A 14846-nucleotide genomic window follows, 5' to 3' on the forward strand; every position below is an offset into this window, starting at 1 on the left:
CGCATTTTCCCAAGCTCTCTGGCTTGACTGGGGATAATTGATACTCCTACTAACCGTCGTTCCCTGATTGATTTTTTTGAGCAGGCAATGATTGCGAGGACTGGTTATTCACGGAATTGATATTTCCTCTTGCTTGTCCATCACGACAACCATCACACCGCTGCTGGGCATATTGTTAATATGCATAGATTTTGTTTAAATTTTATTAAGGAGTAAATATAAGGAGTAACTATGAAAGACCTCACTGCTTATCGAAATATAGGTATCTTTGCTCATGTGGACGCAGGCAAGACAACTACAACAGAGAGGATACTAAAACTTACCGGGAAAATCCACAAAATTGGTGAGGTTCACGAAGGTGCAGCTACAACGGACTTTATGGAACAGGAACAAGAGCGCGGTATTACTATTCAGTCTGCCGCCACCAGTTGTTTCTGGAAAGACCACCAACTCAACATTATTGATACCCCAGGTCACGTAGACTTTACCATTGAGGTTTATCGTTCCCTCAAGGTTCTCGATGGTGGCGTTGGTGTTTTCTGTGGCTCAGGTGGTGTAGAACCCCAGTCAGAAACTAACTGGCGCTATGCCAATGACTCAAAAGTTGCTCGGATTATCTACGTAAACAAACTTGACCGTCTGGGGGCTGATTTCTACCGAGTTGTTAAGCAGGTAGAAGATGTACTTGGTGCTAAGCCTCTGGTAATGGTACTGCCGATCGGAACTGAGAACGATTTTGTGGGTGTAGTGGATTTGCTAACCCGTAAGGCATGGGTATGGGATGACTCTGGGGATCCGATGAACTATGAGATTCAAGACGTTCCCGCCAACATGGTTGATGATGTGGAAACCTACCGCGAGCAGTTAATTGAAATGGCTGTGGAGCAGGATGACGAGGTGATGGAACAGTATCTAGAAGGGGAAGAACCAGATCTCGAAAGCCTTAAGCGTTGCATTCGCAAGGGAACTCGTGAGCTGGCTTTCTTCCCTACCTACTGCGGTTCATCCTTCAAGAATAAGGGGGTGCAGTTGGTACTTGATGCTGTAGTTGACTACCTGCCGAATCCCACTGAAGTCAAACCCCAACCAGAAATCGATCTAGAAGGTAACGAAACCGGTACACTTGCCTATGTTGACCCAGAAAAACCTTTGCGTGCCTTGGCATTTAAGATCATGGATGACCGCTTTGGCGCTCTGACCTTTACCCGTATCTACTCAGGAACCTTATCTAAGGGTGACACAGTACTTAATACCTTCACAGGTAAAACTGAGCGTATTGGTCGTTTGGTAGAGATGCATGCCGATTCTAGGGAAGAAATTAACTCTGCCCAGGCCGGTGATATTGTGGCCATCGTTGGGATGAAAAATGTCCAGACTGGGCATACCCTCTGTGACCCGAAAAATCCTGCTACTCTGGAGCCGATGGTCTTCCCAGACCCGGTGATTTCCATTGCGATCGCACCTAAGAAAAAAGGTTCCTCTGAGAAAATGGGCATTGCCCTGAGCAAGATGATTCAGGAAGACCCATCTTTCCACGTTGAAACTGACCAGGAAAGTGGCGAAACTATCATTAAGGGCATGGGTGAGCTGCACCTAGACATTAAGGTTGATATCCTGAAACGGACTCATGGCGTTGAGGTGGATGTAGGTAAGCCCCAGGTTGCATATCGTGAGTCCATTACCAAGCGCATCGAAGACAGCTATACCCACAAGAAGCAGTCCGGTGGTTCTGGTCAATATGGTAAAATCGATTACGTTATCGAGCCTGGTGAACCCGGTACTGGCTTCCAGTTTGAGTCCAAGGTGACTGGTGGTAATGTCCCCAGGGAATTTTGGCCTGCTGTGCAAAAGGGCTTTGAGAATAGCATTCAAAAGGGTCTGTTGGCTGGATTCCCTTGTGTGGACTTCAAGGTTACCTTGACTGATGGTGCCTACCACCCCGTAGACTCATCGGCTATTGCCTTTGAAATTGCGGCCAAGTCGGCTTATCGGCAATCCTTTGGTAAGGCTTCACCTCAATTGTTAGAGCCAATTATGAAAGTGGATGTATTCACACCAGAAGATTACATGGGGGATGTAATTGGTGACCTCAATCGCCGCCGTGGGATGATTAAGTCTCAGGAGAAAACTCTTACTGGTGCTCGCATTAAGGCAGATGCACCGTTGAGCGAGATGTTTGGCTATATTGGTGACCTGCGTACTATGACATCTGGTCGTGGTCAGTTCTCGATGGAGTTCTCCCACTACGCCCCTTGCCCAAGTAATGTGGCAGAAGAGGTAATTAAGGAAGTGAAGGAACGTGAGGAAGCTGCTAAATAATCTTTTGATTTAAGTAGAGTTCCTGGCTGGTTTTAGACTGGCCAGGAACATCGTGTGATCAATGATTAAGTCTGTGCCATCACCATCCCCATCAAGGCAATTACCGAAGCATTGTAATCAATAGCATATTCATTAGTAGCCCAAGACCGCTCATCATCTACATAACTCAACATTCCCAAGCCTTTAGGCGCAATCCCATCCTGGGCATCAGTATTAGGACCCCCTACCATCAGACCAGGGATGACAATTCCTTTAGCTCGGGAAATCCGGTGATGAACATGACGCACCGAGTTGCTACCAACACGGGTAATAAAACAAAGATTAAAATGATTGCGCCCCAGTAAATAATCTAACTGCTCAACAGCTGCCTTGTAGTAGCCTCGATTGCCAGTGATGCGGTAGGCATAGAGTAGAGTAATTCCTTCCTCAGCTATCTTATGATTAGATGCCCAATGGAATTTATCAATAGTTAAACGGTAGCCACTACGGTTAATCTTTTCCATCAGAGTATCCGCCCTTCGCATCAGCCTAGCTGTTATTTCTAATTTCAGTTTGTCTGACCCTTTCCTTTGTTTCTGCACCAAATAGTTAACCATTGCTAGAGGAGACGGATCTTTCCAACCAAACTCACCATAGTCAAAGGCCGTGATAGTTTTAGCTAAGTATTTCTCGTAGCTAGTATCCCCTGTAGTAATAAACAGTTCTACGGCTGCCCAGAAGCGGTCATCTTGATCTGTTTTTAAGGATTCTTGCTGATCCCACTCTCCAAAAAGATACTTACCTGAACCGGTGTCATCTCCTTCTTGCCAATCCACCTTCATAGATCGCTGTTTTCGGAGAAACCCCCAGGCTTTCTGAGCTGCTTGTAAGTAGGTTTGAGCCTGTTGCTTGTCAAAGGGACTATAAACTCTAGCAGCCATTGCCATTACTGCTGCAAACTTGCCAGTCTCAGGTGTCGAGATTCCAAAAGTGTACCGTGGCTGAGTATCTTGATTGGGTAGAATTTCCCCTGGCCATTTTTTTCCTGACAGCTTGCGGTAGACAGCACCATCCTCTCGCTGCATCTTCAGCAGCCAATCTAATCCTACTTTGACCTCATCGAGTAGGTCAGGTCTACCATTGCCGCTTTCTGGTATAGTTAATTGGTTGTCCCTAAATAATTTAGGATATTGCTCGTACAAGCTTAACAAGCGTCCGATGGTGACTGTCATTGGCGCAACATATTTACCAAAATCCCCAGCATCATGCCAGCCACCTTGGGCAGATTTGAAGTCTCCAGCTTTATTAATCTCATCGTTGTGGGCAATAATCCCATCTTTGAGATGGCAGGGGGGATGTTTGACTCCAGATACTGAATCATTTACAGCAACACCGCACCGTTGCAAATAGTAGGACCGGAGTAGCTTTGTAAAGGTATCCTTATAAATTTCCTTACCAATGCCAAACGGATAAGACTGACTATAGCCGTATTTGAGGTAATAGCTACCTGATTTATCGTATTTAGTAAAATCAATAACCGTAATTTTATCATTACTGGCTTTATCCTTTACGGAGTTTCCCAGGTTGGTCACAAAAACCGTTTTGTGAGTGATTAAATCAACAAGTTCAACCTGCTTGTTTTCCGAATTGGGGGAATTGATTAAGAACGCCAACTTAGGCCCAGTTGGGTAATAACCTATTTGATTGATAACAATTTTTCCTCTAGCTGCTGGATTATAGGGTTGAGCATTAAGCTTGGAAAAAAATCCATAAGCGATCGCACTGATCCAGCCGATAAAAAATCTTCTATCTATTTTCATCGTCAAGCTTTTACTTCCATGATATCTTGATTATGGGTCTTTTGGAAATTTTCCAGAACGAACCTCTGTAGTAAACTCCTGCACGGCTTGGGTTATTACCTGGCGCAAATTCACATAAGACTTAGCAAAGGGTGGCTGGTGCTCGGAAAGCCCTAGTAAATCCGCTGTCACTAACACCTGGCCATCACAGTGTGGTCCGGCTCCAATGCCAATGGTGGGAATAGTTAATTTTTGTGTAATTGACATTGCCAAATCGCTTGGAATATGCTCTAAAACGATAGCAAAGGCACCAGCTTGCTCCAATGCGATCGCATCCTGCAAAATCCGCTCCCCAGTTTCCGGTGTTTTTCCTTGTTGCCGTAAACCCAGCCGATGAATAGACTGCGGTGTTAAACCTACATGACCCATCACCGGAATTCCCACAGCGCTAAGCCTCCCCACCGTTTCAGCCATGGCAGGATATCCTCCCTCCAACTTCACTGCCACTGCCCCAGTTTCCTTCAACACTCGACCGGCAGAGTGGATTGCCTGCTGAGGACTTTCCTGATAACTCAAAAACGGCAAATCACAAACCACTAATGCCCGTTTAACACCCCGACACACCGCTTTGGCATGGTGAATCATTTCCTCAAGGGTCACTGGCAGCGTTGTCGAGTAACCCAGCGTAACCATTGCTAGAGAATCCCCGACCATGATGATGTCTACTCCCGCTTCATCCAACAGCTGAGCGATCGCATAATCTGCAGCAGTCAGCACCATAATCTGGCGCTCCTGTTGTTTCCATTGATTCAACTGCTTGATAGTAACTGCCATAACCAATAATAGTTTCGGTCAATCCGATTAATAATTCTCAAAGATGCTTATAAAAAAAGTAAACCGAACTATGGAAATCTTTGTAAAGAAGCGTGAACTACTGACTTCAGTGTAATGTGATCGTTAGCTATCAGCTCTCAGCTCTCAGCTATCAGCTATCAGCTATCAGCTATCAGCTCTCACCCAAAGGCCTGTGGCCAAGCTACACCGAACAGTTTTTGAATAAAATAAGCTGACCACTGACGGCTGACCACTGACGGCTGACGGCTGACGGCTGACCACTGAATACTTACATCTCATCTGTGCAACTGATTTATGACCTATTAATACTATATGGGTTAATTACGGTAATCAAGAAGGTTGAAGAATACTGCTTGAGTAGGGAATACTAAAAATGAAGCTTCCTCGATCAGGTTCCCTATGTCAGAGCCTCTAATTTCTGCGATCATCTGCACCCACAATCGCGAACAATATTTGGGTGCAGCCATTGATAGCTTGCTACAGCAGGATTTTGCCGATTATGAAGTAATTGTGGTCGATAATGCGTCAAGCGATCGCACCCGTAACATTGTTGACCAACGCTTGGACAACTCTCGACTAAACTATGTTTATGAACCCGTACTTGGTTTATCGGTGGCTCGTAACACTGGGGCTGCCAGTGCCTGTGCTGGTATTTTAGCTTATCTGGATGATGATGCCGTTGCCAGTCCCCGTTGGCTTAAGACAATTTACGAAGCTTATCAAAGTAACGAAAAACTGGCAATTGCTGGTGGTAAAGTTACCCTATTGTGGCCAGATGGCATTACCTCTCCCTCCTGGTTGTCACCAGACCTAGCAGGAAATTTGGGAGCTTATGACCTAGGGGAAACCCTAATTCAGATCCAAAATCCTGGTTTGACTCCCAGAGGTTTAAATTACTCGATCAGGCGGACTTTCCTGGAGAAAATCGGTGGTTTTGATGTCAATTTAGGTCGTGTGGGGAAAAATTTATTATCTAATGAAGAGTTACATATGACAGAATTAGCTCTCCAGGATGGTTGGCAAGTTGCTTATCTACCTGATGCTCTAGTGGCTCACAATGTTGCCCCAGAACGAATCAATAAACGTTGGTTTTTGAATCGTGGTTGGTGGCAAGGTATTAGCGAGTGTTACCGTGAACAATTGGTTGGTCGTGCTGGTACTGCCCAATTGTTACGGGGAGGTGAACGAATGATGCGAGGAATCTACAAATCCTTCAAGCACTTCCGCAATCCAGCTCTGCGCTTTGATAATTTGGTTTATGCCTATGGTCAAATCGGTTATCTTAGTGCAGTAATTAAAGGAATGCTACCAAAACATCCGGGAACGTGAGATCCCCTCTCTTTTAAGGAGGAGATGAAACGGACGCGACGGGTTTTAACCCGCCGTGTCCCTCTGCTTAGGTTCATAAAATTTGGATATTAGACTTCTGACCAACTCAGATGGAGTCATCCCACGCCGTTCTGCTTCTTGCTTTAATTGCATTTTTTTTAATTTATTAATTCGGATCATCAATCGTTCGTCTTTCATTTTTGGAATACTATTTGCGCGCACGAATGTTACGATTCTAGTAGGAGGCAATCAAATGTACAAGACGATTCCAGTAAAAGCAAACTTGACAGAGGAAGAGCAAGCTTTTTGGGTATTTCAATGCCAACAAGCGAATAGTCTGGTAAATTGTGCTATCTATTACTCCAAACAAAAACATTACACCTGGTTAGAACAGCAAGAAGAAGCTTTTACGACTTACTGGCGAGAGGATGATCTTAGATATGGGTGGAAAACCTATAAATGCAGTGTCAAATATGCCGAACTCTGCAAGAATCTAAAAGAGAATCCTCACTATAAGGCGATGGCAGCTCAGTCGGCACAACAAACTCTCAAGACTGTAGCCGAATCAATCAATAGCTACAATCAGTTAGTCGGCCATTATTACAAGGGAAAAGTCGATAGACCAAAACTGCCAAGATACAGAAAGAAAGGCGGATTGGCAGCTGTAACTTTCCCTAGACAAGCTCTTGGTTATAAGTCAGGGTTGTTCTACCCTTCGATCAGCAAAGAAACAAAACCTGAGTTGATCACCGAGATTACCCTGGAGCCGCCGGACTTTATAGATCCGGACTGGGTAAAACAGATAACTGTTCGTCCGTACCTTGGGCAACTTTGGATCGACTGGGTAATTGATGACGAGAAGCAACCAATCTCTGATAACCCCAACCTCGACTATTCCCAAGCGTGGAGTTTTGATCACGGCGGGACGAACTGGCTGACTGGGCTTTCAACCCTTGGCAAGAGCCTGATAATTGACGGTCGAAAACTCAAGTCAATGAATCAGGGCTACTGCCGGTTAGTCGCCAAGTACAAACAGGGGAAACCAGAGTTTTACTGGGATTCCAAGCTAGATCGAGTGCAGCGGAAACGAAACAACCAGATACGGGATGCGATCAACAAAGCTGCTAGATTCATTATCAATCGGTGCTTAAATGATCGCATTGGAAACCTAATTATCGGCTGGAACGAAGAACAGAAAAGCCGTTCTAATATGGGCAAACGTGGCAATCAGAATTTCGTAGTCATCCCGACCAAGAGACTAATCGAACGGCTGAAACAACTTTGCCCTGAGTACGGCATTAAACTAACAATTACCGAGGAATCGTACACCAGCAAAGCGTCTTTCCTTGACGACGATCCATTACCAAAATATGGTGAAAAACCCAACGGGTGGAAACCGTCAGGATGTCGGGTAAGGCGTGGTTTGTATAAAATTTCTGAGGGATACCTGGTAAATGCCGACTGCAATGGTGCGGCCAACATTGCCAGGAAAGTAGCCACACAGCTAAATATAGACCTAGCTAAGGTGGGTAGAGGGAGCTTGACACTCCCACACCGGTATGAAATTTTCAAGTCACTGAATAGATCGTACCGCACAAGAAGTGAACAGGCGCGGTTTTAATCCGCCTCGTAACAACCTTGTAGAATCCTCCGTGCTTCAGCCGGGGGAGATGTCAAAAAGGAGCAACTCCTCTCTATCCCACAATCAGTCCAGTCATTAATGAGACTGGATAATAGGTTCCCTTTGCTATAGCACAGATAATTTTGGTTGATTGTTGACTGTTAACTGTTGACTGATAAGCCTTAATTTTAGTTAAGGCTTGCTGTTAGTTATTCTAGGCCAATAAACTTTTCATAAAACGTCCACAATTGCAGGTGTTTAATTATGAAATCCCCTAACACTAAACTTCCGGTATCAGTTCTAATTCCAGCCAAAAATGAAGAGGCCAATTTACCAGCTTGTCTTGAGAGTGTTAATAGAGCAGATGAAGTGTTTGTTGTCGATTCCCAAAGCAGCGATCGCTCCATTGAAATTGTGGAAGAATATGGTGCAAACCTAGTTCAATTCTATTTTGATGGGTTTTGGCCCAAAAAGAAAAACTGGAGCTTAGACAATCTTGAATTCCGCAATCAATGGGTATTAATTGTTGATTGTGACGAACGCATTACTCCAGAACTTTGGGATGAAATTGCTGTGGCAATCGACAATGCTGATTATAACGGCTACTATATCAATCGTAGAGTATTCTTCCTAGGGAAATGGATTCGCTTTGGTGGCAAATATCCAGACTGGAATTTACGGTTATTTAAACACGAAAAAGGTCGCTACGAAAACTTAAAAACGGAAGGAATTCCCAATACTGGAGACAACGAAGTTCATGAACACGTTGTCCTACAAGGCAAAGCTGGCTATCTTCAAAATGATATGCTGCACATTGACTTTAAGGACATTTACCATTGGCTAGAACGGCACAATCGCTACTCCAATTGGGAAGCTCGTGTCTATCTAAATCTACTAACAGGTAAAGATGACTCTGGCACCATCGGGGGAAATCTGTTTGGAAGCGCCGTGCAGCGTAAGCGGTTTCTGAAAAAAATCTGGGTTAGACTACCGTTTAAACCAATACTGCGGTTTATTTTGTTTTACTTTATCCAGCTGGGCTTTTTAGATGGAAAAGCTGGGTACATTTATGGACGCCTGTTGAGTCAGTATGAGTATCAAATTGGTGTCAAACTCTATGAGTTACAAAAGTTTAGCGGTAAGCTGAATGTAGAAAAAACTGAACCAGCACAGACACCAGTAACGCCAAAGCCATCAGTTGTCTCTCCAAATCCCTGAGAATCCATTTTGAATTAAGAATGTAGAATTAAGAATTAAGAATGTAGAATTAAGAATTAAGAATGTAGAATTAAGAATTAAGAATTATCCATTCCGCATTCTCCATTCTCCATTCTGCATTCTCCATTCTACATTCTACATTCTAGATTATGACTAATGACTTAAGTAAACTACCAGCGTTAGATTTACCACCCTTAGTGGATTTACGCCAGTACGACCAATCTTGGTTTGACCGAGGACGTCCGGGCTGGTTAATCTTACTCTGGTGGTTGGTGCAAGCGATCGCATTTCCCTTAAGTCCTCATAACTTCAATGGCTTCCGCCGATGGCTGCTACAACTATTTGGAGCCAAGATTGGTACTAATGTCATCATTCGACCCACTGCTCGTTTTACTTACCCGTGGAAAGTAGAAGTTGGTGACTACAGTTGGATTGGAGATGATGTGGTTTTCTACAGCTTGGATCGGATTCGGATTGGTAGTCATTGCGTTATTTCTCAAAAATGTTACCTCTGTACTGGTAGCCACGATATCAAAGACCCAGCCTTTGGTTTAATCACATCTGAGATTAGTGTTGGTAACGGAGCCTGGATTGCCGCTGATTGCTTTATTGCTCCGGGTGTCCACATTGGAGCCAATGCTGTAATTGGTGCTCGCAGCACTGTGTTTAGTAATATCCCAGAGCAGCAAGTATGCTGGGGAATACCAGCACGTCCCCGCTATCGACGGGAAATCGAGGAGAGAGGGAGTAGGGAGTAGGGAATTAAGAATTTAGAATTTAGAATTTAGAATTTAGAATTTAGAATTTAGAATTTAGAATTTAGAATTGGGAGTCAGGAGTCGGGTGTCGGGTGTCGGGTGGAAAGTGTAGCTATTCAACCGGAGAAGATCATATAGCAGTCGCCAGGGCAGTTAGGACATCGACATTAGTCTCAAACCTAAGTAAGCGATGCAGAGGTGCGACCCGTGGCGAATTTAATTCGCCAACGGAAAAAGCACCATTACGGTCTTGGGGGTTTCCCCCATGAGCGACTGCATCAAGAAGCGCAAGAGTTTGACTTCTGACTTCTGACTTCTGACTTCTGCTATACAAGGGTAAGTAAAGCAGATCCGGAAAAATTGCTGGATAAGTTTCCGGATTTTCATTTTGCTAAAAGAAAAAGATAGTGGACCACTTTAAGTCAGGATTCCATAGTCATGGTTCACAAATTCATTTTCCAAGGTTCAGCTTACCTGTTGTCAGCGTCCGTGATGTGGCAAGTGCTTCCCGCAACAGCCGGAATAGTACCTCGGAAGCATGACAATAGCAATGTTAGCACCTTCGAGATTGCTGGATTATTCGATGAGCTCCGCCAAATCCGTCGAGATGTCCAAGAAGTAACCAATACCATTCGTGAAGGCAGGCGTATAATCCAAGGCACACGCGGAGTGGTTGATGAGTTTGATCAACTTGGGGACGACCTCAACTCTGGACGAGTGGTACAGTCTTCTAACAATAATCCTTGTCGCAAAAATCGGTCTCGGAAATCTGTTGCTATCAATGAGCAGGTGATTTGCACCAAAGACGGAGCCTATGAGTTAAGTCAGGAATTGCGTAAGGTACTGATGATGACACAAACTCGAAACCTCTATATTGATGAGTTTTACGGCAAGTTTTTGGACAAAGTCTTTAATCGTCCTGTTGAGTTTATGTTCGAGAATAAGGAGGAGATGACCTTAGATAATCTTACGAAAGTGCTTGCTCTCTATGATCAGAAACGGTGGGATTATAGCAAAATCACACAGATTCTTTTCTCTCCCTCGACTAGTAAGGCTACCTTGATGTTTGGAAAACGCACCGAACCGGAAATTGTATCTGTCCCTGATTCCCTTGGTGAGTTCTCAGATTCCGTATTTAAAATTAAATCTAAGTCTCCATTTTTGAATCAAGAATAAGTTAACACGTAAGCTATCAGCGGTCAGCGGTCAGTGGTCAGTGGTCAGTGGTCAGCGGTCAGCCGTCAGCCGTCAGCGGTCAGCGGTCAGCCGTCAGCCGTCAGCCGTCAGCCGTCAGCTTATTTTATTCAAAAGGTGTTCAGTGTAGCTTGGCCACAGACCTTTGGCTGATAACTGATAGCTGATAGCTGATAGCTGATGGCTGATAGCTGATAGCCAATAGCTGATAGCTGATGGCTGATAGCTGATAACTGATAGCTGATAACTGATAGCTGATAACTGATCGCTAATAGCTGATAGCTGATAGCTTATGGCTGATAGCCTTAATCACTAAAACTAATTTGTGGTCCTTTTGGAACAATACCAGAGGGATTAATAAAGGGATGACTCCTATAATAATGCTGCTTAATGTGGTCAATATTACANACAACAGCTGGTGCATCAATGTTTGCTTAATCCTGACCAAAACGCTTTTGAGCAAACCATTGCCAGTGGTTTCTAAGATTGGCTTGGGAGTAAGGGAAAAAGGTAAGGGCACATCAACCTTGACAGTTAAATCCGCTCTGCCTGTGAGCTTAGTGACTCCTTGATCGTCCCAAGGATGCAGTTTTCCCGTTAATTCTAGGGCAAAGCGTCGATTTATATAGTCCAATCCCAGAATTTTACAACCGACAGACCTCAGATGAACGGTAGCGTCAGATTCCGCCCACACTTCTAGATCTACCGTGGGCTGAAATGTCAAGGACATAAAGTGTAATGGATTCATTTTCAGGCGAAAGCGCTTCTGAGTCAGTTGTTGGATACGATTCAGGTCTGCGATCGCATAAACAATCCGTTCCGGCTGACGCAAGTAGTGCTGAATCGGCACAGATTCCTGTGGCACAGTCATTTCCACACACTGGGAAGCAAAAAACTGGGTGGTCATAGAGGAAAAAACACTCAATCAATGTATGCTTTTACTTAATATTACTTTACAATTCTTCAGTTTTGGTATTATAGTTTTCATTTTACCGGAGCATGTTACTCCAGAGAGTACTTTTTTTATTTTCTAGAGATTTTTCTATAGATTTCTAATCGTCTTTTTCCCCTTTCTCCATTCCCTCAACCGTTACTGATACTCTGACCGGTGGGGATGGTAACGATACCCTCAACAGTGGGGATGGTAATGATCTAATTGATGGCAAAAATGGCAACGATTTGCTTAACGGCAATGCAGGTAATGATGCGATCGCAGGTGGACGTGGAGATGATAGACTAATTGGTGGTAGTGGCAATGATAGTCTTTACGGACAATTAGCTATTACTATCAACGCTAATATTATCGCCACTGGAATTTCTTCTTCCTCTACAACAGAAGATCAGAATTAGCTAAGTACCTGGACAAAAATCAACCTCACTTCTTGATGCAAAGCGCGAGTGGGGGAAACCACGGCAGTCGCTCATGGGGGAGACCACGGCAGTCGCTCATGGGGGAAACCCCCAAGACCGCGCTGCCTCCCCAAGACCGCGCTGCCTCCCCAAGACCGTAATGGTGCGTTTGACCCGTAATTAAATTCGCCACGGGTCGCACCTCTGCATCGCTGTATTAACTTGTGTAAAGTTGCCAAAAGTCCGTCTGCTCCCTGCTCCCTGCTCCCTGCTCCCTGCTCCCTATTTCAACAGTTAATTTTACTTTTGTCCGACTACTTAGATGAGAGAGATGGTGATGATATTCTCGGTGGTGGCGGTAACGATGTGATTTTAAGTATTAATAGTTAGTAGTTATCTAAGCATTCAGCTATCAGCCATCAGCTTTCTGTAATAGAGATTAAACGAATGCTTACCTATGCAGGCTGTTCCCTTTCGCCTAGGGTGCGCCGTTCGCGTAGCGTGCGCCAATGCGCATTGCGCATAAGCTGAATGTTTACATTCTTAGTAACAACTTCTTCCAACTATATTATTCCCAACAAATGAGCTCTTGTTAGGAAGTTGAGAACCCCAAGAATCACCATCAAAATATTCGACTTTAGTTCTACCATTTAAAGTGTATTCAGCCAAGGTACCATCCCATGTCCAAGAAGAACCCAATTTACTTAAAGCGCTATTAGAAAGTTTTACTGTTGCTATTCGAGAACCGAATCCTGATAGACCAAACTTTTCTACAGCTACGAAAGTACCTGAGCTATTTACTAATAAAAATGAGGCTATTCCTTTTTCCTCATCCCAATCCCATCCGCGAATGCTATCACTATTTGAAATATTAATAGTCGCTAGTTTACGACCGAATTGTCCTGTGTCTGGATTAAATTCCTCTACAATGACAACTGATTTACTACCGTTGAATATAACGTAACTAGCTAGACGACCTTTATAACTCCAACCTCTAACTGAATTAGATTGGGAAATTGTCCTGCTACTTGCATCACCTTGTACATTCCTATAACGAAGCTTGGCAGCCGAACCATTAAAATCAACAGTAGAACATGCCTGATTAGCAAAGGCAGGTTGAGAAGATAAAAGTGTGAGTAAGGATGTAGCCATCAAAAAAAAATTGATATTCCATCCATTATTAACTAATTTAAGCATTTTTATCTCTTAATGTTTAGTTTGTGACATTTAGAGGATATCTGAAAAGTTTTTTTATACTGAATTTTGCCCCCCTAGGGCGTGTCTTCAAACTCGGAGATCCCCCTAAATCCCCCTTAAAAAAGGGGGACTTTGAGTATGGCTCCCCCCTTTTTTAAGGGGGGCTGGGGGGGATCATAATCTTGCCGAAAACTTTGAAAACACGCCCTAGCCCCCCAATTATGGCGGGAACAAGAATATTTGCTGCTAAAAGTCCCCCAAAATTGGGGGATTTAGGGGGCTTGGATGTAGCAAATGAGACTTCTCAGACAACCTCTTATGCATAAATTATACAAAATCCGGGTTGGGTTGAGGTCAAGATGCTGTTGGCGAATTATTTCTTAATATCTGAAAGCGTTATTATGCGGTTATTAACTTAACAAAAATACATAAAAATTAACTAGCTTGCTCAATTAACCCTAAAGGCAATTCTGCTAACTGTTTCAACTCCAACCCTCCCTCAAATATCTCATCAATCCCCAGCATTTGACCATCAATGGTCATAAACTTATGATCTTTTGTAGCTCGAATCACTGAGCCATCTTCTAGAGTATATTCAAACACCTCTTGCTCTCCCCGGTTATGCCACTGAGCAATAGGTTGGGTATACACATAGCCATTACTATCAACGCTATAAACAGTGCATGGGATACCTTTCTCGACAATCTCACCAATGGCCATCGGACCATACTCTACTGTGATAATCTCCGTATCATAGCTGAGACAATATTCGGCAAATTTAATCATTTGGTCAAATAACTCCTCAGCTATGTCTTGAGTCACGCCATTTTTGGTTGAACCATCAATAAAAATCTCCCGATGCTTCTGCATCTCAGCCACTTTCTTCTTACCCATGCAATTGTGAGCAATAAAGTCATTGGCAAGAAAGTTATGAGTTTCAGCAATACTTAAATCAAAAACATCCTCTTGGCCAAGATACTTCAGCTCAACAATCTCATCCCAGAAAATATCTGAGTCAGTAATCCCCATCAAGGCTTGATTCTGAAAAGCCCTAGGTAAATTTTCCCCTTTCAGAGTTGGATAGCTAGAAGCTAGAGGTTTTATAGAAAAATCTCCATCACCAATGATCTCAGCAGTTACCTTAACTTTACTATTCGACAGTTCACGACTGTAGGGAATTGGTAATGTTTTCGCTAAACCGATCGGGCTTCCTATGGTAAACTCTTT

The 14846-nt window shown here is 43.7% G+C and carries 15 protein-coding genes and 3 pseudogenes; 10 read left to right on the forward strand and 8 right to left on the reverse strand.

Annotated elements, in window-relative coordinates:
* Positions 1–231 precede the first annotated feature (231 nt).
* On the forward strand, positions 232–2319 hold the full coding sequence (gene fusA, locus F6K38_RS04540) for an elongation factor G (protein WP_008186928.1): 2088 nt from the start codon (positions 232–234) through the stop codon (positions 2317–2319).
* A 65-nt stretch (positions 2320–2384) separates the two neighbouring features.
* On the opposite strand, the gene F6K38_RS04545 is transcribed toward fusA, so the two are convergent.
* The 3 genes from F6K38_RS04545 to F6K38_RS04555 form a co-directional block, all read right to left on the reverse strand.
* Positions 2385–4118, reverse strand: a complete 1734-nt coding sequence (locus F6K38_RS04545; protein WP_287265870.1) for a glycoside hydrolase family 9 protein — start codon at positions 4116–4118, stop codon at positions 2385–2387.
* A 30-nt stretch (positions 4119–4148) separates the two neighbouring features.
* Positions 4149–4931, reverse strand: coding sequence for a 3-methyl-2-oxobutanoate hydroxymethyltransferase (gene panB, locus F6K38_RS04550; RefSeq protein WP_287247735.1), 783 nt, complete (start codon positions 4929–4931; stop codon positions 4149–4151).
* Between the two features lie 165 nt (positions 4932–5096).
* A complete protein-coding gene (locus tag F6K38_RS04555; RefSeq protein WP_287356164.1) occupies positions 5097–5231 on the reverse strand; it encodes a hypothetical protein in 135 nt (44 codons plus the stop codon).
* 120 nt (positions 5232–5351) lie between these two features.
* Here F6K38_RS04555 and F6K38_RS04560 point away from each other — a divergent pair, with 120 nt between their 5' ends.
* Entirely contained in the window at positions 5352–6281 is a 930-nt protein-coding gene (locus tag F6K38_RS04560) for a glycosyltransferase family 2 protein (protein ID WP_287356166.1), read from the forward strand.
* 45 nt (positions 6282–6326) lie between these two features.
* Here F6K38_RS04560 and F6K38_RS04565 read toward each other — a convergent pair whose 3' ends face one another.
* Positions 6327–6479, reverse strand: a complete 153-nt coding sequence (locus tag F6K38_RS04565; protein WP_008186924.1) for a hypothetical protein — start codon at positions 6477–6479, stop codon at positions 6327–6329.
* 55 nt (positions 6480–6534) lie between these two features.
* Between F6K38_RS04565 and F6K38_RS04570 the strand changes: the two genes are divergently transcribed.
* The 5 genes from F6K38_RS04570 (at position 6535) to F6K38_RS04590 (ending at position 11225) form a co-directional block, all read left to right on the forward strand.
* On the forward strand, positions 6535–7902 hold the full coding sequence (locus F6K38_RS04570; protein ID WP_287356168.1) for an RNA-guided endonuclease InsQ/TnpB family protein: 1368 nt from the start codon (positions 6535–6537) through the stop codon (positions 7900–7902).
* Positions 7903–8166: 264 nt separating this feature from the next.
* On the forward strand, positions 8167–9120 hold the full coding sequence (locus F6K38_RS04575) for a glycosyltransferase family 2 protein (RefSeq protein WP_008186922.1): 954 nt from the start codon (positions 8167–8169) through the stop codon (positions 9118–9120).
* Positions 9121–9269: 149 nt separating this feature from the next.
* Positions 9270–9878 (forward strand): hormogonium polysaccharide biosynthesis acetyltransferase HpsU, encoded by a 609-nt coding sequence (gene hpsU, locus F6K38_RS04580; RefSeq protein ID WP_287356170.1) that lies wholly within the window; start codon positions 9270–9272, stop codon positions 9876–9878.
* Positions 9879–10316: 438 nt separating this feature from the next.
* Entirely contained in the window at positions 10317–11054 is a 738-nt protein-coding gene (locus F6K38_RS04585; RefSeq protein ID WP_287356172.1) for a hypothetical protein, read from the forward strand.
* A gap of 33 nt (positions 11055–11087) precedes the next feature.
* On the forward strand, positions 11088–11225 hold the full coding sequence (locus F6K38_RS04590; RefSeq protein ID WP_287356174.1) for a hypothetical protein: 138 nt from the start codon (positions 11088–11090) through the stop codon (positions 11223–11225).
* Between the two features lie 256 nt (positions 11226–11481).
* On the opposite strand, the pseudogene F6K38_RS04595 reads toward F6K38_RS04590, so the two are convergent.
* Positions 11482–11979: pseudogene (locus tag F6K38_RS04595) on the reverse strand (DUF1997 domain-containing protein); the annotation flags it as partial.
* 194 nt (positions 11980–12173) lie between these two features.
* Between F6K38_RS04595 and F6K38_RS04600 the strand changes: the two are divergent.
* Both F6K38_RS04600 and F6K38_RS04605 read left to right on the forward strand, forming a co-directional pair.
* Positions 12174–12245: pseudogene (locus F6K38_RS04600) on the forward strand (hypothetical protein); the annotation flags it as partial.
* A 6-nt stretch (positions 12246–12251) separates the two neighbouring features.
* Positions 12252–12422 carry a hemolysin-type calcium-binding repeat protein gene (locus tag F6K38_RS04605; protein ID WP_008188843.1) on the forward strand — a complete coding sequence of 57 codons (171 nt, stop codon included), beginning with the start codon at positions 12252–12254 and terminating at the stop codon, positions 12420–12422.
* A 25-nt stretch (positions 12423–12447) separates the two neighbouring features.
* Here the strand turns inward: F6K38_RS04605 and F6K38_RS04610 are convergent, their stop codons facing one another.
* Positions 12448–12615 (reverse strand): hypothetical protein, encoded by a 168-nt coding sequence (locus F6K38_RS04610; RefSeq protein WP_287295615.1) that lies wholly within the window; start codon positions 12613–12615, stop codon positions 12448–12450.
* Positions 12616–12644: 29 nt separating this feature from the next.
* On the opposite strand from F6K38_RS04610, the gene F6K38_RS04615 reads away from it, so the two are divergent.
* Positions 12645–12812, forward strand: coding sequence for a hypothetical protein (locus F6K38_RS04615; protein WP_287295613.1), 168 nt, complete (start codon positions 12645–12647; stop codon positions 12810–12812).
* Between the two features lie 153 nt (positions 12813–12965).
* Here F6K38_RS04615 and F6K38_RS04620 read toward each other — a convergent pair whose 3' ends face one another.
* Entirely contained in the window at positions 12966–13619 is a 654-nt protein-coding gene (locus F6K38_RS04620) for a hypothetical protein (protein ID WP_008188846.1), read from the reverse strand.
* 435 nt (positions 13620–14054) lie between these two features.
* Positions 14055–14846, reverse strand: a pseudogene (locus tag F6K38_RS04625) (DNA polymerase III subunit alpha); the annotation flags it as partial.

Origin of the sequence: Moorena sp. SIO3B2, from assembly GCF_010692525.1 — a bacterium.
GTDB lineage: Bacteria > Cyanobacteriota > Cyanobacteriia > Cyanobacteriales > Coleofasciculaceae > Moorena > Moorena producens.

Excerpts from the sequence above, each read along its gene's own strand:
- fusA (WP_008186928.1), top strand. The coding sequence starts at position 232 with ATGAAAGACCTCACTGCTTATCGAAATATAGGTATCTTTGCTCATGTG.
- F6K38_RS04545 (WP_287265870.1), bottom strand. The coding sequence starts at position 4,118 with ATGAAAATAGATAGAAGATTTTTTATCGGCTGGATCAGTGCGATCGCT.
- panB (WP_287247735.1), bottom strand. The coding sequence starts at position 4,931 with ATGGCAGTTACTATCAAGCAGTTGAATCAATGGAAACAACAGGAGCGC.
- F6K38_RS04555 (WP_287356164.1), bottom strand. The coding sequence starts at position 5,231 with ATGAGATGTAAGTATTCAGTGGTCAGCCGTCAGCCGTCAGCCGTCAGT.
- F6K38_RS04560 (WP_287356166.1), top strand. The coding sequence starts at position 5,352 with ATGTCAGAGCCTCTAATTTCTGCGATCATCTGCACCCACAATCGCGAA.
- F6K38_RS04565 (WP_008186924.1), bottom strand. The coding sequence starts at position 6,479 with ATGAAAGACGAACGATTGATGATCCGAATTAATAAATTAAAAAAAATG.
- F6K38_RS04570 (WP_287356168.1), top strand. The coding sequence starts at position 6,535 with ATGTACAAGACGATTCCAGTAAAAGCAAACTTGACAGAGGAAGAGCAA.
- F6K38_RS04575 (WP_008186922.1), top strand. The coding sequence starts at position 8,167 with ATGAAATCCCCTAACACTAAACTTCCGGTATCAGTTCTAATTCCAGCC.
- hpsU (WP_287356170.1), top strand. The coding sequence starts at position 9,270 with ATGACTAATGACTTAAGTAAACTACCAGCGTTAGATTTACCACCCTTA.
- F6K38_RS04585 (WP_287356172.1), top strand. The coding sequence starts at position 10,317 with ATGGTTCACAAATTCATTTTCCAAGGTTCAGCTTACCTGTTGTCAGCG.
- F6K38_RS04620 (WP_008188846.1), bottom strand. The coding sequence starts at position 13,619 with ATGCTTAAATTAGTTAATAATGGATGGAATATCAATTTTTTTTTGATG.